The 19,879-nt window shown below is 35.6% G+C and carries 12 protein-coding genes and 3 pseudogenes; 7 read left to right on the top strand and 8 right to left on the bottom strand.

Annotation, left to right across the window (positions count from 1 at the left end):
* Positions 1–398 precede the first annotated feature (398 nt).
* The 3 genes and pseudogenes from katG to BAU28_RS20085 form a co-directional block, all read right to left on the bottom strand.
* Positions 399–2,582: a catalase/peroxidase HPI gene (gene katG, locus BAU28_RS20095; RefSeq protein WP_071719716.1), complete on the bottom strand. Its 2,184-nt coding sequence runs from the start codon at positions 2,580–2,582 to the stop codon at positions 399–401.
* A gap of 722 nt (positions 2,583–3,304) precedes the next feature.
* A pseudogene (locus BAU28_RS20090) lies at positions 3,305–3,514 on the bottom strand (catalase); the annotation flags it as partial.
* Between the two features lie 87 nt (positions 3,515–3,601).
* Positions 3,602–3,820: a hypothetical protein gene (locus tag BAU28_RS20085; RefSeq protein WP_071719715.1), complete on the bottom strand. Its 219-nt coding sequence runs from the start codon at positions 3,818–3,820 to the stop codon at positions 3,602–3,604.
* A gap of 431 nt (positions 3,821–4,251) precedes the next feature.
* On the opposite strand from BAU28_RS20085, the gene BAU28_RS20080 reads away from it, so the two are divergent.
* The gene (locus BAU28_RS20080; RefSeq protein WP_071719714.1) at positions 4,252–4,485 is read left to right on the top strand and encodes a hypothetical protein; all 234 of its coding nucleotides are present in this window, start codon (positions 4,252–4,254) and stop codon (positions 4,483–4,485) included.
* 475 nt (positions 4,486–4,960) lie between these two features.
* On the opposite strand, the gene BAU28_RS20075 is transcribed toward BAU28_RS20080, so the two are convergent.
* The gene (locus BAU28_RS20075) at positions 4,961–6,184 is read right to left on the bottom strand and encodes an alpha/beta hydrolase (RefSeq protein ID WP_071719713.1); all 1,224 of its coding nucleotides are present in this window, start codon (positions 6,182–6,184) and stop codon (positions 4,961–4,963) included.
* A gap of 258 nt (positions 6,185–6,442) precedes the next feature.
* Positions 6,443–8,653, bottom strand: a complete 2,211-nt coding sequence (locus tag BAU28_RS20070; RefSeq protein WP_071719712.1) for an MMPL family transporter — start codon at positions 8,651–8,653, stop codon at positions 6,443–6,445.
* Positions 8,654–9,004: 351 nt separating this feature from the next.
* On the opposite strand from BAU28_RS20070, the gene BAU28_RS20065 reads away from it, so the two are divergent.
* Positions 9,005–9,565 carry a TetR/AcrR family transcriptional regulator gene (locus BAU28_RS20065; protein ID WP_071719711.1) on the top strand — a complete coding sequence of 187 codons (561 nt, stop codon included), beginning with the start codon at positions 9,005–9,007 and terminating at the stop codon, positions 9,563–9,565.
* 1,073 nt (positions 9,566–10,638) lie between these two features.
* Here BAU28_RS20065 and BAU28_RS20055 read toward each other — a convergent pair.
* Positions 10,639–12,066, bottom strand: coding sequence for a serine hydrolase domain-containing protein (locus BAU28_RS20055; protein WP_071719709.1), 1,428 nt, complete (start codon positions 12,064–12,066; stop codon positions 10,639–10,641).
* 1,835 nt (positions 12,067–13,901) lie between these two features.
* Between BAU28_RS20055 and BAU28_RS20045 the strand changes: the two genes are divergently transcribed.
* From BAU28_RS20045 to BAU28_RS20035, 3 genes are all read left to right on the top strand, one after another.
* The gene (locus tag BAU28_RS20045) at positions 13,902–14,318 is read left to right on the top strand and encodes a DUF2178 domain-containing protein (protein WP_071719708.1); all 417 of its coding nucleotides are present in this window, start codon (positions 13,902–13,904) and stop codon (positions 14,316–14,318) included.
* A gap of 13 nt (positions 14,319–14,331) precedes the next feature.
* A complete protein-coding gene (locus BAU28_RS20040; RefSeq protein ID WP_071719707.1) occupies positions 14,332–14,532 on the top strand; it encodes a helix-turn-helix transcriptional regulator in 201 nt (66 codons plus the stop codon).
* A gap of 114 nt (positions 14,533–14,646) precedes the next feature.
* Complete coding sequence (locus tag BAU28_RS20035) at positions 14,647–14,859, top strand: hypothetical protein (RefSeq protein WP_071719706.1); 213 nt, start codon at positions 14,647–14,649, stop codon at positions 14,857–14,859.
* A gap of 135 nt (positions 14,860–14,994) precedes the next feature.
* On the opposite strand, the gene BAU28_RS20030 is transcribed toward BAU28_RS20035, so the two are convergent.
* Positions 14,995–15,129 carry an aspartyl-phosphate phosphatase Spo0E family protein gene (locus tag BAU28_RS20030; protein ID WP_276327757.1) on the bottom strand — a complete coding sequence of 45 codons (135 nt, stop codon included), beginning with the start codon at positions 15,127–15,129 and terminating at the stop codon, positions 14,995–14,997.
* A 713-nt stretch (positions 15,130–15,842) separates the two neighbouring features.
* Between BAU28_RS20030 and BAU28_RS31455 the strand changes: the two are divergent.
* A pseudogene (locus tag BAU28_RS31455) lies at positions 15,843–16,186 on the top strand (hypothetical protein); the annotation flags it as partial.
* 237 nt (positions 16,187–16,423) lie between these two features.
* Here BAU28_RS31455 and BAU28_RS20020 read toward each other — a convergent pair.
* Entirely contained in the window at positions 16,424–18,637 is a 2,214-nt protein-coding gene (locus BAU28_RS20020; protein WP_071719704.1) for a M60 family metallopeptidase, read from the bottom strand.
* 999 nt (positions 18,638–19,636) lie between these two features.
* Between BAU28_RS20020 and BAU28_RS20015 the strand changes: the two are divergent.
* Positions 19,637–19,738 (top strand): annotated as a pseudogene (locus BAU28_RS20015) (helix-turn-helix domain-containing protein); the annotation flags it as partial.
* Positions 19,739–19,879: the final 141 nt, after the last annotated feature.

Below are 19,879 nucleotides of genomic sequence, written 5' to 3'. Positions count from 1 at the left end.
CCGTATACAACCTCACTATCATCCCATGCCTAAAGGCGATGGGCTTTCTCGTTCGGAAATGGCTGTAAGATTTGCATTCTTTGGTGTGTTGCACGTAATCCATGTTTTTTTAAAATAGCAATCTCTTTTGAAAAAAGTTTCTCTTTCATAATATTTAACCTCCTTACTTGGAGATAAAGAATAGGTATTCGCCACAGAACAACGAATACCCAACGTGAATAATGGTTGAGAATAAATATGAGAATAGTTTTATAAAAATATCTTTATCTATTCGTTAATTAGTTTTTTGCTTTTTTAGTAATCGTTATGATCATAGGCAATACTTTCAGCTAAAATGGACACCTGAGAAGACTGCTTGCTTATCTCAGGTGACTCTTTCTTATCAATCGTAATAACAGTTAATTAAGGTCAAAACGATCTGCATTCATTACTTTAACCCAAGCAGCTACAAAGTCACGTACAAACTTTTCTTTGTTATCATCTTGTGCATAAACTTCTGCAATCGCACGTAGAACGGAGTTTGACCCGAACACGAGGTCAACTCTAGTTGCTGTTCTTACTACTTTACCTGTGTTGCGGTCACGTCCTTCGTATACGCCTCCGTCTACAGGCTTCCATTCTACACCAATGTCAAGTAGGTTCACAAAGAAGTCGTTAGTAAGTGTGCCTACACGATTAGTGAATACACCCTGTTTTGTGCCGCCATAGTTTGTACCTAAAGCACGCATACCACCAATAAGGGCAGTCATTTCTGGTGCAGTAAGGCCTAGTAGTTGTGCTTTGTCTACAAGAAGCTCTTCTGGACTAATACTGTACTCTTTCTTTTGATAGTTACGGAAACCATCAGCAACAGGCTCTAGCACGTCAAAGCTTTCTGCATCAGTTTGCTCTTCAGTTGCATCACCACGTCCTGGAGCGAAAGGAACAGTTACATCAAAACCTGCTTCTTTAGCCGCTTTTTCTACCGCAGCAGTTCCACCTAGTACAATTAAGTCAGCAAGACTTACATTTTTCTCAAGATGACTTTGAATGTCTTCTAGTACTGAAAGGACTTTTGAAAGCTGTTCCGGTTGGTTCACTTCCCAATCTTTTTGTGGAGCAAGACGAATACGTGCACCATTTGCGCCACCACGATTATCTGAACCACGGAATGTGCTTGCTGAAGCCCAAGCAGTTGTAACTAGTTCGCTGATTGTAAGTCCAGAGTCAAGAATTAGTACTTTAATTTTTTCTACTTCTTCTTCTGTTAATTCATAATCAACAGTTGGAACAGGATCTTGCCATATAAGATTTTCTTGTGGAACCTCTGGACCGAGATATCTTGCTTTAGGACCCATATCACGGTGTAAAAGTTTAAACCATGCGCGAACAAATGCATCAGCAAACTCATCTGGATTTGCATGGAAACGACGTGAAATCTTCTCATAGATTGGGTCATGACGGAGTGCTAAATCAGATGTAAACATAACTGTCGGAACTTTCTTGGATGAATCTGCTGCATCTGGTGCAAGGTCTTTTTCATCAGGGTCTACAGCCATCCACTGATATGCTCCTGCAGGACTCTTAGTCAACCACCATTCATATCCGAATAATAAATCAAAGTATCCGTTATCCCATTGTGTTGGGTTAGCAGTCCAAGCACCTTCAAGACCACTAGTGATGGTGTCGCCACCTTTCCCACTTCCATATGAACTTAACCAACCTAAGCCTTGTGCTTCAATTGGAGCTGCCTCTGGCTCTGGACCAATTTGTGCAGCATCTCCTGCACCATGTGCCTTACCAAAAGTATGTCCGCCTGCAATTAATGCAACTGTGTCTTCATCATTCATCCCCATACGTCCAAATGTTTCGCGAATGTCGTGAGCACTTGCAATTGGATCTGGCTTACCGTCTGGACCTTCTGGGTTAACGTAAATTAGACCCATCTGAACGGCAGCAAGTGGATTTTCAAGCTCCCTTTCACCAGAGTAACGGTTAGTCCCTAGCATTTCTGTTTCAGTACCCCAGTAGATGTCTTCTTCTGGATGCCAAATGTCTGCACGTCCACCTCCGAAACCAAAAGGCTTAATACCCATTGATTCAAGAGCAACGTTACCTGTTAGAAGCAATAAGTCAGCCCAAGAGATCTTGTTACCGTATTTTTGCTTGATTGGCCATAGTAATCTACGTGCTTTATCAACGTTCGCGTTATCAGCCCAGCTGTTTAGTGGAGCAAAACGTTGGTTACCAGTTCCGCCGCCTCCACGTCCGTCACCAGTACGGTATGTTCCTGCAGCATGCCAAGACATACGGATAAACATTGGACCATAGTGTCCATAGTCAGCAGGCCACCAATCTTGGCTGTCTGTCATTAGATCGTGAAGATCTTTTTTAAGAGCTTCATAATCTAGCTTTTTAAATTCATCAGCATAATTAAATTCTTTTCCCATAGGATTAGATTTTTGGTCATGCTGATGAAGAATGTTCAAGTTCAACTGGTTTGGCCACCAGTCTCTATTAGTCGTAGCACTAGATTTGTTACTAGTAACACCACCGTGAATAAATGGGCATCCTCCAGTATTAGCATTGGTATTAGTGTCCATATTTGTTTCCCCTCTCCATTTCAATTAAGCAGCAAATAATTTGACTAACTTATTGAAACAAATTAACATATTTGATTTTTGCTCACTTCTCATCACCTCATAGGAGTAAAAGTTAAGCGTAACTAAATGATAACACCTTTCATTTGAAAGTCAATGTTATTTTATAATAATTATCAATAAATAAACTATATCAATAAATTCACTTGTAAGTACTTTGAAAATAAAGAGAAAAAAAGAACATAAAAAAATGAGGAGGGGTCCCTCCTCTTCATAATGAAGTACTATCTGTAAAATTGCATTTTGAATTTTATTCATCTTTTCTTCTAACTCTCAGTGCTACTATTGATCTTCTCCAATCTGGCCCTATAATGTGCCCTTTTCTGGACTGGTTTTATGTACAACTTCACCTTATATTAGGCCATCTACATTATCCACTTTCATTATTTCTCCAAAATATAATATCAATTGAAATGTTGATTCTAAACATCCTTGCTGCCGTGTTCGGTCACATCAAGGGCAATCGGTAGTATCGCAGATTTTCCTTATGGGGTCTCGATAAAGTACATGTGGAGTTTGGAATTGTGGTATCTGCCTGGCAACTTCAGAGAAAAACTACAAGATAAAAGAAACTGAGGAAAAACATTTCGTTTCACCTCAGTTTCTTTACTGTTAGAGGCTTATCGGACATCCTCTTCTAACAGTACCTTACGTTCACTTCCTAATTAATAAGGATCTGCTTCATGTTTTTTTACAGCATCTTTTGTTGCTTCATTTGCATCTAATGAGCCTAGTCCATATTTTGATTGACCAGATTCACGACCTGGAACTTCATCCTTGCTCATTTCTTTCACTTCTTTCATTTTCATTTCGATACCTTCCTTCACACGACGGCCATAATCTTCATCAGCTTGTGTGAAGTGTTCAATCATTGCAGCTGCATTGTAAGTTGGTTGATGTGGTGCTATCCCAAAAAAAGACTGTCGAAGTAAAGCCCCAGAAATCCAAAGGTCTCTGGGGCTTCATTGTATATTTATCTCTTTGTGCTTTTTGGTTTGTTTATGTCTATAAAGGAATTTACGACCTGTTATAGAAATCAGTAATAAGATCAGTATTAGTACTAAAAATTGCATATATGATAAATTAAAATATTTAGCACCTGTAACAATTAAAAGTGTAGAAATCGTACCTTTTACAATGAAAAAAATAACAATCCATAACCCGCCTTTTTTCCAGTTCATTTTTATTTTATCCCTTCCTAAGTTTAAATTCATAAAAAAAATCAGTGATAATTCTTGAAAGTGACACTTTAATGGAATTACATTAATAAAAAAGTAGACTTTTTTTATAAAAATCATCTCCAATTAAATGTGACGACTTCATATTAAGTGAAAATGATATTCATTGTCAATTTTATTTAATATTTTTAATTCCGAGCGTCTCATTATAGCGGATAACCATGAAAAATATAATCCAGGACCTAAAAAAGAACACGATATGTATGAGTGTAGAGTCCATAACGGTTGGTCTGTAAGTCCGCAAGCCATGGCTGATAATTTAAGGAAAGATATTAGCAACGGACTATTAAATATACTAGTTATCAGTATGATTCTGTAAACCGGTCACTCTGGTGGACAAATCAATAAACAATTAATTTGAGGGGAACTGAATTATGAAACGAATTTATATGCTTTTTTCGGGATTTACACTTATATGTTTATGCGCGGGTATAACCATATACTATAATCAATATACAAATAATGAATATATCATTTTCAGTTCATCAAAGAATCCTATTTTGATTGAAAAATTAGAAAAAAATAATACCCCTTACAAACTCGATAAAGGTGGTAATGTGAAAATCATGGAAAAAGATACAAACAGAGCCACTCTTTGTTGTACCTAGCCCATGATAATATCCACATAAAAAAAGTAATACTCATTTAAAATATCTCATGTCTGATTCTCCTAGACCCTGTTTTCTAGAGTATAGATTCATGTAGAAAACTTTGCAACAGAACCAAAAATCTTATATATTCCCCCTTAAATCAAAGTTGTGATTTGAACCATAACTTTGCCGTTTCGGCAAGGTTATGGTTCTTTTTGTTTGTGGCAAACTTATGCTTCCAAAAATAAAAGATTTTAAACCGTATCTTTATTATCGTCTACTTGACAGGGAAATGGCCACCTTACGTGTATATGATATTCATTGAATTTCCACAATTTAAAAGTACAATTTGAACCCATTGATAAAATTACTAGATTTATACTAAAAACACGCATTTTGATTAAGTTTTTTCAAAATGCGTGTTTCATTTATTTTTATATTTTACAATGATGCAAACAAACCTTCTTAAATTGTTCTTACCTATATTTATTAATTAATTATATTTTTGAAGAAAGGCTTTTACTTTTTCAAAAGCAAATTGCGTATTTAAGCTACCTGATTTTGCATCAAAAACGTGATCAGCTCCTGGAAGAAGATAGAATTCATGTGAAACGCTATTTTCTCTCAGCTTCCTGTCTAAAGATTTACCTTGTTCATCTGGGACAACTCGGTCACTTGTTCCATAAAATGAAATAGTAGGAGGTGTATTTTCATTAATGTAACTGATCGGAGAGAGTATTTTGTAACGATCAGGGAATTGTGAAGGTGTACCCTTTATATACTTTTTCAATACATCTTCCGCGTAGTCAGGACTTCGTTTATTCTTGTAAAACTCTGTCATATCAGACGGACCGTATATATTAATCACAGAGTTAATAGGTACCGGTGAAATGCTAGTAGAAGGTGGTAACTGTTCATCCCCCATACTATAGGCGGCTAGCATAGCTAGATTTCCCCCTGCTGATTGCCCCATTACATTTATTTTTTTAGGATCAATTTTGTAAGTATCCGCATGTTCTACTACCCATCCTATTGCTGATTTTACATCACCTACTTCATCTTTCCATCCCGCATGAGGTGGCATACGATATTGTACATCAAAAACAGTATATCCTAATTCACTAAGTCTTTGATACCAATGAGGTGAACCACCTTTATCACCTTCAACCCAGCCGCCTCCATGTAACATGATAACTGCGGGGTGAAGTGATTTTTTTGAGTCTCCATGAGCTGGCCACACATCAAGCTTTAATTCCACACCATCAGAGGTTGTACCGTATACAACGTCCTGTGTGACTTTTGATGTTATCTCTGTCTTACCAAAAAAATGAGAACTAAGCGAAACGGAAACATTCTCGTTTTTAGCATAGTTTAACGTCTGAGTAATTGGCGCTATTATTAAAAATAATACTAGTAATAATTGAGGAATCAACAATGCTCGAGCGATTAAAGCTTTTTTCCATACAGCTAATATTAATAGTACAATTATAAATAATGTTAGAATTACTAAAAACATTGGCATTTGCAATGCAAACATTGCCAAAAGACTCATTATATTAGAAATTCTTAATGTGACATTAAAATCTGATGGATTCCAAATATAATATGCCAAACTACCAATAAAAGCTAATGCTAGTACTGTAAGAACTGTCAGAAACCATTGAATAAAACCTCTAGGACGCCAAGAGGTTGATTGTTTTTGTTGTTTCTTTTTCACTTTTTTATATTCCTCCATAACAAAAAATCAATTTTAAAATGTTTAATATAAATTGTATCTGAATATCCCTCCCTATTTATAACTTGAAAAATGGCGGTAAATCCCCAATGGGAGACAAAGGAAATGGCACACATTTACAGCAATCATGTCCTTTTATATATTTACATAATTAGCGAAGGAAAATCTATACTTTCTCTAAAAAACCGCTTCTCTTTTATAGGGAAGCGGTTTTTTTATGAATACAACTATGAATTAACTTTAACTGTTCTGTTTATATATCTTTTCACTTTTGTTTTCCATGTGATGTATAATGCTTTCTCCTTCAACATCAATGTTAGGCAAAATTTTATCCAGCCATTTTGGCAAGTACCAGGCTGACTTACCCATGAGAGCCATGACCGCAGGCACGATTGTCATTCTCACGATGAATGCGTCGAAGAAAACACCGAATGTAAGAGCCATGCCTATGGATTTAATGATGCTATCAGGTGCCAACATGAATCCAGTAAATACAGACATCATAATTAATCCTGCTGAGACTACGACTTTACCGCTCTCTCGCATTCCTTCTAAAATAGCTCTCTTTGGGTCGCCTGTATGCGTATATACTTCCCGCATCTTGCTCACTAGGAACACCTCATAGTCCATGGCAAGTCCGAACAGGATGCCAATCAGAACAACAGGCAAGAAAGCTAAGATTGGACTGGCAGCTGGGAAACCAAATAAATTTTGGAAATGCCCATCCTGCACGAAAAATACCACGGCTCCCAACGTAGCACCAAGAGAAAGTAGAAACCCTAATACTGCTTTTAATGGAATGAGCAGAGATCTAAACACTAGAACTAAAAGTACATATGCAAGTCCCACAATAAGAGCAGTGAAAACTGGCAAGGCATCACTCAGCTTTTGCACAATATCAATATTCATCGCTGCTGTGCCCGTTACCATTAGTTCAATTCCATTTTCTTTCTCGGTCTGGTTCGATTTGTCCCGAATCGCATTTACCAAATCCTTCGTCTTTGTATCGTCAGGTCCTGTTTTTGGTGTGACGGAAATCATATAAATCTTTCCAGAAGGCCCAGGGATAACTGGTGTCACACTTTTCACGTCAGATAGGTTACCCAATTCTTTTGCAATAGTGTTCATAGCATTTTGCGTTTCAGCTGTTGCTTCCTCAGATTTTGCCACTACCGCTAAAGAGGCATGGAATCCTTCTCCATATGCTTCCGTCAATAAATCATATGCTCTTCGTTCTGTCGTTTCTGTGGACTTTGATGTTCCATCAGAAATCAGCCCAAGGTTCATATGGAAAAATGGAATCGTAATCACTACAAGTAGTCCGATTGCGAAAATCGAAACAACCAGAGGACGTCTTACGACAAATTCTCCCCATTTATTTGAACCAGTGCGTTTCTTACCTGCACCAGTCATTTTTTGCAAGAATCGATTTTGTTTAGATGGGGCAATCTTATGGCCGATAATTCCTAATATGGCCGGTAATATGACGACGGAAACTACCACAGCCAGTAACACAGTAAAAGCAGCGGATACGCCCATCGCTATTAGGAATGGAATCTTTGTAACAGACAGTCCCAAAAGACCAATAATAACAGTTAATCCTGCAAAGATTACGGCACTTCCCGCTGTTCCCGTTGCAATGGCAACAGATTCTGGAACAGAATCTCCTTGTGCGAGCTGCTGTCTAAAGCGATTGATAATGAAGAGCGCATAGTCAATGCCTACTGCGAGTCCCAGCATGGCAGCTAATGTTAAGGAAACAGATTGGATTTCCACATAATTGGTTCCAATCATGATTCCTAGCATTCCAATCGCTAATCCGATTATCGCAGTGAGAATCGGCAGTCCAGCTGCTAGGAAAGACACAAAAGTAAATGTCAGGACTACGAAGGCAACAAGTACTCCAACAATTTCAGTCATACCTGAAGTCTCTGAGTCGGAAAACTTAATATCGCCTCCTGATAGCTCCGTTTGAATGCCGGCATCCCTTGTTGTTTCAATACTATCTAAAATCTTATCCTTAGAAGCTTCTGTGACCTTTTCCGCTTTCACTTTGTACGTAACAACTGCATATCCGATTTTCTTATTTTCACTAAGGTTCTGCAGTTGCATCGGTGCTGCCACAGAATCAACAGCTGAATCTTTTTTAATCTCACCTAGAACTTCTGCAATTTTCTGTTGTACTTCCGCTGACTCCAAGGTTTCGTGTTTTGGTGCTTGAAATACTACTTTTACTTGTGCACCTGCTGGTTGCATCGCTTTAAACTCTTTTTCAATTACTTTTCCTGCTTTATCTGCCGGTGTATTCGGAATGCTCATCTCATCATTGAAAGAGGAACCCATGTTGACTCCAATAAGCACAAATGCAATCAGAATTGCGAGTGCACTGGATACAACCTTTTTTCTATGATTTACTGCCCAATGGCCTAACTTATACAAATATTTCGCCAATTAAACCTCACCCTATTCTTGTCTAAAATTTTTCTTGTTCTTACGTTGTAATTTAGAAAAGCACAAACACTAAAATTAAATATTATTCATATATAAAGATTTTAAAATCTTTATTATAAATTATATCTGAATATCCCTCCCTATTTATAGCTTGCAGAATGGCGCCGAATTGCCAGTAGGAAACAAAGGAAATGGTACACATTGACAGCAATAATGTCCTTTTATACAATGACGTTATCACTACGCTAACAATTGTACTTACATGTGTAAGTATAGCAGGGGATTTTCATCTTTCAAGCACTATGTGATGATTTCCACTTAAAACGAACAGAACGAAGGGATGTGTTAGCTTTGAGAAAGTCAAGAGAAGACAGTATACACTCTCAGACATACATTAAGGAGGCATTAAGCGCACTGCTGCATGAACATAAACTGCAAGATATAACCGTAACAGCTATTTGCAAAAAGGCTGGAGTTGCCAGAGTCACATTTTACAAATACTACCGCAACGTTTACGACGTCGTACAAGCATCTGTGGATGAAATTGTTCAAGATTTCTTGAAAGAAGTTGATAGTTTGGATCCATATGAAAGTATGCAGCTAATTATTGAATATATCATAGAGGGATTTGTGTCCGCACAGAAACCGTCAGGAAAGTTAATTGATGCAAATATATCTAGTATGATGCTTGATTATTTGAATTACACAATGGAAAAAGTCTTTCAAGCGGATATTACGCGCAATCATGGCATGAGCAGAATGCAAATCCTGTTTTTAGCAGGCGGTATCTATAATATTGTTAACGATTGGATTAAAAGAGGGGCAAAGGAATCTCCCCAAGCACTTGCTGCAAAAATATACGAGATTCTTCCATATGGGACAACAGATACAAGGAATTTGGCAAATTCATGATGCAACTGTTCTACCTTTGATTACATCTAAAAAATGGGCATCACATAAATAGCTGTGAGTAGTTCATCTAACCATAAACGACCGTTTTGGGTTAAAAGAACAAAACTTTCTTTCATATAAAATTTTCTTAACGTTGTTGAAAGCGGAGGAATCGTCAGGAAAATGGACTTAGCGTTGTAAATCCGCATTTCCCTGACGGTACCCCTAAAAGCAATTATGCTTAGAAAGCAAAGGATATCATTACAAACACTTTTATCATTAAGCCTATATAATAAAACTCCGTTGTTAAAGTTATTGAACTTGTCGTATAAAAGCTCTAATGAATAAAATAGTAAGATTAAATGCCTGATGCTGATAATAGGTATTTTTATTTTTCTTGTTGTAACATTCACTGCAAGTTTATGGGTTAATAATTAACCCACGGCAAAGTTATGCTTTCTTTAGCAGCAACTTTATGGTTCTTTTTGTTTACGGCAAAGTTATGCTTCATTTAGTGGCAACTTTATGGGTAAAGTCACAAACTTGTGATATGAACCATAAGTTTGCCGGAACGGCAATCTTATGGTTCTTTTTGTTTGCGGCAAACTTATGCTTCCAGGATTTGAAGAATATTTTTAATGTCGCTTTTAAATAAAGTCACAGTGTTTATAAAAAAGACGCGATGTTTTGTCCCTTTGGATCTGTTTATCTAAAGGGATGTTTTTATAGTGAAAAGAAGATCTGAACTGAAAAGCGGATTAAGGAACTGTTGAGTAGCAATAAAGTTACTCCACTAAAGGGCCAGATTGTTGAATAACAGTCTTTTAAGAAATGTTATCTAACGACGCTTGTGCAAAAATAATATTGTTGTTTAATTTATAATAAAGTCATTTGAAAAATAATATTAGTTGTTTAAAAATCCTTATTCCACAAACGGAGCAGGTTAGTGGAAGCGATAGTAATTAGGTTTGACTGGGAAAATTGTCGATGATATTAAAAAAGACACCGAAGTGTCTTATGTTTTTTAAATTAAGCATACCGATAAATTGAAATTTAATTACTTAACATTATGTTTATCTTGGGAGCAAGGTATTTTATCGGTGAGTGTATACAAACCATGTAATGCTTGCTGTTAATAATGCTGACGAAATCAAAGCTGTAAGAACACTATATGTTTGCCAAATAAGTATCGTTGACCAATCGAAAGCACAGCACAGTATACCCAGGGCAATCGTAGCGATCAGGAAAATAACTGTTACGATTATTCTCTTTTTTGTCATTGGCTGCCGCTCATTCGTTTTCCTTCTGCGTAATCCTAAGAGAAATAGGAGAACGGCCAATAGGCAAAGAATAATAGTGATAGACGACAAAATGATATCCAAAAGCTGTGTGCCGCTTATTTCATATGACTGAGTTAGATTGCCGTCTAGTATATCTTTAACTTTTAGTACCAGGTTTATATTGGTATTTGCGCCGTTGCTCAGCAAGCAGACGGCTGTTCGTTCATTTAGCAGTATGACTACTTCGGTTCTGAAATTTGGATTGCCCCCAGTGTGTTCTATAATCGTTTGGTCGGCGTTTACCGACCAGCCTGCCGCATAATACATATCGTTGACAGCCGAAACAGACATATCACCCCTATGTGATTTTTCGATAACCGTGTAAAATATTTCGGGTATGTCCTGCACAATACCCATCTGTATGCCCATCCAACGCGCCATATCTTTTGTATTAGAAATGATGTAGCCTGCGGGCTTATTCCCAGCATAATCCGGAGCTTTAAATGGAGTTGTCATAAAAAAGGAAGAACGGTAGCCCTGTGCCAACTGTCCAGTGGCTTGAGCATCTTCTTTATAAACATACGTCTGGTGAAGACCTAACGGCTGAAATACCTGTTCCCTCATAAAGTCTTCATAGCTTTGTCGCGACACAATCTCAATAATCAAACCCAATACGTCATAATTAACGGTTCCATAGTTATGCTGTTCACCGGGAGGGAACGCCAATTCAGCATCTACGAGCATTTCCACAGTCTTTTGCAACATATCCGGTGTATTGCCTTGTGGAATACTTTGAGTATGCCTAATATTTGTTAGACCACTGGTATGGTGAAGAAAGTTATTTAGTGTAAGGCTTTGCATATCAACAGGTTTCCCTTGATACTTTAACGTAAACCAAGGTAAATATTTTTGGACAGGGTCAGTCATTGAGAGCAGCCCTTGCTCTTCCAATAGCATAATACCCATACCGGTAAAAGCTTTACTGACCGAGGCTAACTCATAGAGTGTATTTTCACTTGCAGACAACCCCTTTTCACGGTCAGCATACCCTGAAGAAAAGTAGAACACTTCATCATCAGCAAGTATTGAGATTGACATTCCCGGCACACCTGATATACGAGAGGCATCATCTAGCAACGCTTGTATTGCCGCAGATTTCGAATCAGACAACGCATAACTTTGTGTTGCGAATCCTGAGATTAATATAAATATCGTTAATACAAAAACAATAATCTTTTTCATAAACTCTCCTTTTTGAAAAATTATAATAGAATAATATAAATAACCTACTTTTACAACTACTAAACTAAATTTTAATTTATCTTTCTATTCACCTATATAATATCAAGTAATTGTGAAAAGTTACACTTAACGAACAGATGCGTTAGTTCAATAAGAAAAACGATCTTCAACAATCGGGCGCGATTGTTGAGCAAACACAGGTAGAAAAATGATTAAACTTTTTTATAAAAAATTATTCACTAGCAACAAATAACCCAAGCATTTTGATCAAACTTTTTTCGAAATGTTTGGGTTTCTTCTGTTGAAAAATCAATTTTTGTAGCATGCTTTTGATCAAACTTTATTACAAACCAACAGCATTCACGGCAAGCTTATGGGTTAATAATTAATCCACGGCAAAGATATACTTCCTTTCCCCTCGAATAATCAACTAAATCTCCTCAAAAACATGTGATTTCCGGCAAAGATATGCTTCCTTTAGCGGCAACTTTATGGGTAAAGTTACAAAAGTGGAAAACATAAGATTTCTTCAGATCACGCAATATATTCTTTTAAATCTCCTTTGTTAACTTTTTGTTACCTTCAGATAAGCTATCTATATGTTAAAATTAATCCGTATCCCACTAATTAAGTTAGTTAGTGAAGTTCTCTCTCAAAGAGCCCCTAGGGAATAGGGGCTCTTTTTATTTTATAGACCTATTATTCTACTTCCTCCCTTTTATCTATAAAGTAAATAAAAATCTTATGATAAAACTTCGTATGCTTTGCATGCCCACGGATTATCATCCTCAACACCATTGTCCAAGAATATTTCCACTTTCAGCTTTTTCGGTTCTCCATAATCATAATTCTTTTGTAATAACCCTCTATATATTCTGTTTTCTCTTCTTCTGTATCAACTAATAGTGGTCATCATACATGCCCATCAACTTAAGAAAAGTAAACATCCCAAAAACTAAAAATGAGCGAACTTCTCAAAATAACTAACTGTGGAGAAAGAAAAATTTCATTTAGGGGGGTACTTCAAAACCTTAGCTTGATAGCGATGTAGTGCTACTACATAATGTGATTAAACTCTATTTCCGTTCTTGTTCAACTACTACACAGACCCCTAATATGAATCCGTTAAAAACATGTGTGACGCCTTATTTTCTTGTTAAAGGCCTCACTTCATTCAAATAACGATTTCATTGAAAAATACATAACAAAAAAGTAACAAATTATTCATCAAGTTATATATTACCGAGCACTATGCTAAAATAAAAAAATAACTCCCAATGCTAATGGGGGCTATTTTTAAAATATTGCATAGGAACATCTCTATTCCTAATCCCGTTCCTATGCAAACATAACCTCCTTATGATTAACTCCAGTAACCATAAGGACACTATAGCGCTGTTGATTGCTTATAAACAAATAATAAAAGGTAGACACCTCTTATGAAAGAGATGTCTACCTTTTATTGCTTTAAAATATAACGAACTTTCGAAACATCCATATCCCTTTGCTCTGCAGTAAGAAGCCCTCTCGTTTTCAACTTCCCATTTCCCTTCGTATAGTATTTAGTATAGAATACAACGATTTCTTATAATTTAAATTTCAAAAAAATTAAATTACTTCTATAATAATCAAATTTAGCAATTACCACAAAAAATACAAAATCGTTTAAAAAGGTATAGTCTATAGAATCATACGGGGAAATCTGTATTCTTGTTCTTCATTATATATTTGCAACAGAACCAATTAATGCTAGACATCCTCTACAAGGCAGTGTAATATGAAGATGACTTCACGTGAAGTAAACTTCATATAAAGTTTTGTTAGGAGGGATTTGTTTGAAGAATAGATTTAAAGAACTTTATTTATGTTCATTTGCAATTATTACAATGGGTTTTTTTGAAATAATTTTTGATCATACTGAAGCCGCGTTTGCTGAAGGGTTTTATTTGGGAAATTTAAAGATACTTACGGGAGTATTACTTTTAATTTTTGCTTTAGTTTCTCAAACTAAATATAAGACTAATCGTAAACAGTTAGAAAGAGAGCTATCAAAGGAATATGATGAAAGGGATGATTTAATAGAAGGAAAAGCTGCACATTTTACCATAAGTATTCTTATGGTTATGATTCTTCTTACGATGTTTCTTTCGAAATGGATTATAATTCCGATTAATACTGGGCTATGTCTCATTATAATATGCTGTCTAATTACGAATACATTAGCTAAAAAATATTATAATAGTTTTCTTTAATTAGGAGATTTCTATGAAAAATAGAATAAAAGAGTTGCGTTTAAAACATGGAATAACACAACAAGAATTAGCGGATAAAGTATTTGTATCTTCAAGAACGATTATTTCGTTAGAAAAGCAAAAGTATAATCCATCTGTTTTACTAGCATATAGAATATCTGTTGTTTTCAACCTATCAATTGAAGAAGTTTTTATATTTGAAGAAGATGACTAATAGTAGTAAACAAATATAATTGACAAGAAACATTCAAACAATATAGCAAAATACAAATAATGAATATAAATAGGGGGAAATCCATTATTTGTATAATAAATGGAGGTAAATATAATGGTGTTAAAATTATTTGGTATCGTTTTTGGAGTGGTATTAATCTTATGGGGCTTATATAGAATGAAAAAAGATGATGCATTTGTAGGAAAGACCCAAACAAGAAAAAATCTTTTCAATTTATTAATTCTTGGAGAGGCTTCTGGATTAGGACAATTCTTAGGTGGAATTCTGCTTGTCATTTTAGTAATCGTATCCTTTATAATTAAATAATTTGCAAATAAGAGGAGCTAATATCTATAGTTTAGCTCCTTTTGTTTTGATAAGGTCTTTAAGCAAGAACGAAAATTTTTTCGAAATGGATATAGTCTATAGAATCATAGATGGTACTCGTTATCAATAAATTGCTTAATAACCATTTCGTAACATGTTCAATAACTTATCTAATTCTTGACTTACTTGAATGACTTCCGGAGAAGTGAGAAAATAGCGTTTTGTTAGTTGAATCATTTCTTCTCTCTTTTTCTTTACAGAATTTACGATACGGGAAAGCCCACGCAGGACTTTAGTCCGTCTTTAGACGTGGGATGCAAGTATCGTTTTTGCGTAGCAAAACATGGTATACTTTATTCATAGTCATGCAAAAGACTTTAAAACGATTGTTCTCTGAAAACAGAATACATATGAGGTTGGGGTAGCAAATTCTTCTACTCCGTAAAATGTATTAAGTCGTCATGCAAAAGACGTAAAAACATTTGAGAACCAACAATCTGTACGGTATGGTCACAGTACCGTAGCCCACGAACCTATATGGTCTGTTGTGGGAGTGGTGATGGCACACCGCAATCTTGCACGTCAGCGATACCAGAAATGGACTTCGCCTTTGGTAGCAAGAATCCCACTGATATTAGTCAGCTGGCCCCTTTAGGGGTGGGAGTGTCAACAGGTATCTTAGTGTTGTACTATTCATTTCGGCATTCATTAGACAACCCACCTTTTCTATGAAAATTCTCTATTTTACACGATTCGTTTTTAACGATAAAATTCTATATGTCACATGTATTATTTTTTGTTACCTTTTGTTACCTTTTGTTACCTTCGGATAAGGTAGCTATATGTTAAAATGTTAAAGTATTCACACCCAACCTATGTAAAGGGTTACCACTAAAGAGTCCCTATTCCCCTAGGGACTCTTTACATTTTAAATGTCTGGTGATATTCCGAAACAAGCCTAACTTCAAAAAACTCCTCTTTCTTTTATCTGTTTTGGAGCTATCATATATGATGTGATTTTAAATAAAGAAGTGACATCACTTGGTATTCTAGCCCTAATTATTCTTCTAATAACATCATTTTATATAATTATAATGATGCGTACAAAAAAATATACTTACGTTATGCAAATAAAAAAACATTGATACGAAATTCGATATTTTCAGGCTTTATTTTCTTTGTTTTATATACTTTATTCACACATTTATCTGGAAAAACAATTACCATGAGAGACCTTACTGGGAACAGTATAGGCTGCGTTTTTTGTCTATGCATGTATGGATATAGTAAATATAATAGTAAAAAAGCGGAAGAAGATGAACTATAATATTAATTCAAAACACCCTTCATTAGTCATTAATGAAAGGTGTTTTTATATTTAAATTATCTTTATTGATATAGTGATGAATCCTATTGCATTTTCTCTTTAATAATTGGTACCTGCTACATAATCATTAGGTTAAACTTTTATAATGCCCTCAAAACGAAAATTTTTTATCATTTTGGGGGCAACACGTTCTGGTAAGTTGATAGGCATGTATAGTGACCCCATATAGGGTGACTCCTAATAACCCCAAATATCTACTTCAGCCGCAGAAGCAAATCCATTCTTCCCATCCGTCACTTCTACTTTTACATATTTTGCAGTAACCTGGTTGAATTTTGCAGATTTTTTATCTGCATTATTTTCCCATGTTCCTGAAGTTACTTTTTCATAATTAACGCCATCCACACTCGTGTAAATATTGTAGTTTAAAATACGGCCATTTTCAGATCCATCTTGCCTTGGAAGATAGTCTACTTGTGAAATCGTTTGGTTTTTATCAAGCTCCAGCGTTAAATTATATGGATATTGATTTGGTGTCCAACTGCTATGCCAAAATGTATCTGCTCTTCCATCGATTGCCTTACTAGCTGAATCTTGTGATTCCACACTATTTGCACTTACTTTCATCGTGTTTTTAGGTAATAAATATGGTTTAACAGATGTAGAATCAGTTAGAATATCTACTTCAGCTGCTGAAGCAAATCCATCCTGTCCATTTGTCACTTCTATTTTCACATATTTCGCAGTAACAGGATTAAATGTTGCCGTTTTCTTATCTTTATTATTTTCCCATGTTCCAGAAGATACTTTGTCATACTTAACGCCATCTACACTCGTATAAATATTATAATTTAAAATACGGCCATTTTCCGACCAATCTTGTCTTGGTAGATATGCTAATTGTGAAATGGTTTGCGTTTCACCCAGCTCTAGCGTCAAATTGTATGGATATTGATTTTGTGCATCCCATTTACTATGCCAAATTGTATTAGGGTTTCCATCGATTGCATTACTTGCCGGATCGTGCCATGATTCCTCACTATTTGCACTTGCTTTCATTGTTTTTTTCGACAATGCAGCTAGTGGTTTTATAGGTTTAGAGTCAGTTGCTTCCCAGATAGGAGCAACCAATGTCGGTTTATTCAAAGCTTCTACTTTTTGTCTTGTTTCTGGCGTTGCCTTCAGTCCCCATTGATCAAAGAACGGAAGTAAATTTTGTTTCGCTACTTTTGATGTATTGTATATAAACGCTTGGATTTTCTCTTCGTCTGTTTGAGGAAGTTGTTCATTTGGTAATTCCCTATATAGTTTGTGAAGATTCGGATAAAAATCTTCCCCATACGCTAAATGAAGCTGCCAAATCATCACAAGTTTCACAAACAAGTCGTCAATATTTTTGTAATCTTTATCAGTTTGTTTTAAATACGCAAAGGCTCTATCATAATCCCCCTCTTTTTCTAAACGTGTTTGTTGATCAGGGAATAATTGCTTTTGTGCAGCCAAAGAATATAGATTAACAGTTACTTCACCCATTCCTCTAAGGTCATTCCACGTCCATGGGTGCTGTTGTCTTGCATGTCCCGCTTCATGCATTTGTCCCCATCCAAAAGCATTTATATCTAAAGTACTTTTAATTGCTTCACCAGCAGTAGTAAATACGGCTCCATCCAAACTTGCATACATACCCCAGTCTTGTTTGTTAGGATTTTCTACAAAAGCCCAAATGCGCTTAGTTGAACGATGTAACGGATTAGAATTTGTTTCAGATAATCCCGATATCTTATCTTGTGCTTGAATCATTGCATCGTATTTTTTTAATAGAGGAATAGGGTCTTGATTCACTATATATTTCTTAGCACTGTCACGAGTAACAGTAAGTACTGCTTTCTCTGATTTTAGTTGAACAGCATGCGCATCTGGATACTTGTCCATCATCGCAACCCAGTCTGCTTTCGTATGCTTTCCTAGTTCGAAAAATGGAACAGGACTCCCACCTTGTGTGACTTTCACCTTAACTGTTCCTGTATCTTGATGATTATCAAACCCTAATAAACCACCATTTGGGGAGGAAATAGTATTAGAACCAGGAGAAAGATCAATTTCTTTTCCCCATTCTTTATCATATTGATGTGTCCCAATAATCGCTCTAATCTTTTGCGTTCCCGATACTTCAATTGTAACTTGTTCATTTGGTTTTACGTAGATGCCTGTTGGCATATAGGTTTTTTGCTCGCCTCTTCTCTCTCTTTTCCCTTCATCCCAATAACTCCCCGTAGCTGGAAGATCAAACTCCCTCTGTTCATATTGATTTACAGCTTGTGCGGCAACTGTTTCAGCTTGTACATTTAAATTATTTGTCATAACAGGTGTAAATAACGTAGTTGCCAAAATAGCGGATGTTGCAAGCACCTTAATTGGTTTTTGTAATCTACGTTTCTTTCCTTTGTTCATATAGACCAACCTTTCTTCTTAAAAATTTTGACGAAAACGCTTTCGATAAATTGATAGAATAGCATATTACTTCTGATATATTCCAAGTATTTTTTAATCGGCAGTCCCATGTACACAATACAAAATCTACTCCAACCTGTATAGAAAGCATATCAGTCAGCTTCTGTTGTTCTGAAGAAGTCATACTCATTTTTGATTACCGAAATAAGGAAATTAATTCTGTGTGAAAATGTGATACTTTGCTAATTCTAGATTCTACTCAAAATATACTAATTATTCAGAAAATTAATTTGACATAATGTTAATTGCAACTTTACTCTACTTTTATTAGTATCTTTCCCCCTTCTTAGTGAATAATCAATTACACCTTTATTAAAACATGAGATTATTAATGCGTAAATAATAGAATTTTGTCGATTTATATTTAATAATCAACTATTACATATTGGTGTGAGAGAAAATATTATACTTCTAAAATCACTGCTCAATTTCACTTAAGTAATTATAATAGTTACAACTTGATATGGATGGTTTTTCGAAAAAATTATTCAAATTCATTCAAAATTAAATAAATTTTGGATATTATCAATATAATTTACTCATACTCTGTATATCACTACCCTTTGTTTTGATATGTAAAATTACATATCAAAACAAAGGGTTGAATAAGCCCCCCCTTTATAAATAACTAGCTGAAGATTTCATGTACGGGGTATATGAAAACCTTAGCTTGATGGTGACCCCTTGAAAGGAATCTTCGGACTTTTTGTGCGAACTAGCAATACGCTTTATATTCATTTCTCCAATATCATCAATGGTACTTGCAAATTGAACAGATAGTAATGAGACAGCTAATGTGTATCTTTTATCGTTTTCTGACAGAATAGCCCTTCCTCAAGCGTGTGAAGAGTGCTAGCCTAACGGTAGGTGAGAGATGAATATCAAGCCTACGCTTTTTTGTATACTGTAGATATCCTGTAACAAAATGAAGTGCAACCTATGTTAGTAAATAAAGTATATAAATTTCGTATCTACCCAAATAAGAAACAAGAAATATTAATTGCTAAAATGATCGGTTGCTGCCGCTTTGTACGTAACCATTAAAAAATCAGTAATAGCTAAATGCATTACAGATTTTGCGATACGGGAAAGCCCATATCGGACTTTAGTCGGCCTTTAGGCATGGGATGAAAGGATCGCTATTTCATAGAAAAACAGTTGTATTTTGGTTATACTGAAACG

Origin of the sequence: Bacillus paramycoides, from assembly GCF_001884235.1 — a bacterium.
GTDB classification, from domain to species: domain Bacteria; phylum Bacillota; class Bacilli; order Bacillales; family Bacillaceae_G; genus Bacillus_A; species Bacillus_A paramycoides.
This window is presented reverse-complemented; position numbering and strand designations above follow the sequence as displayed.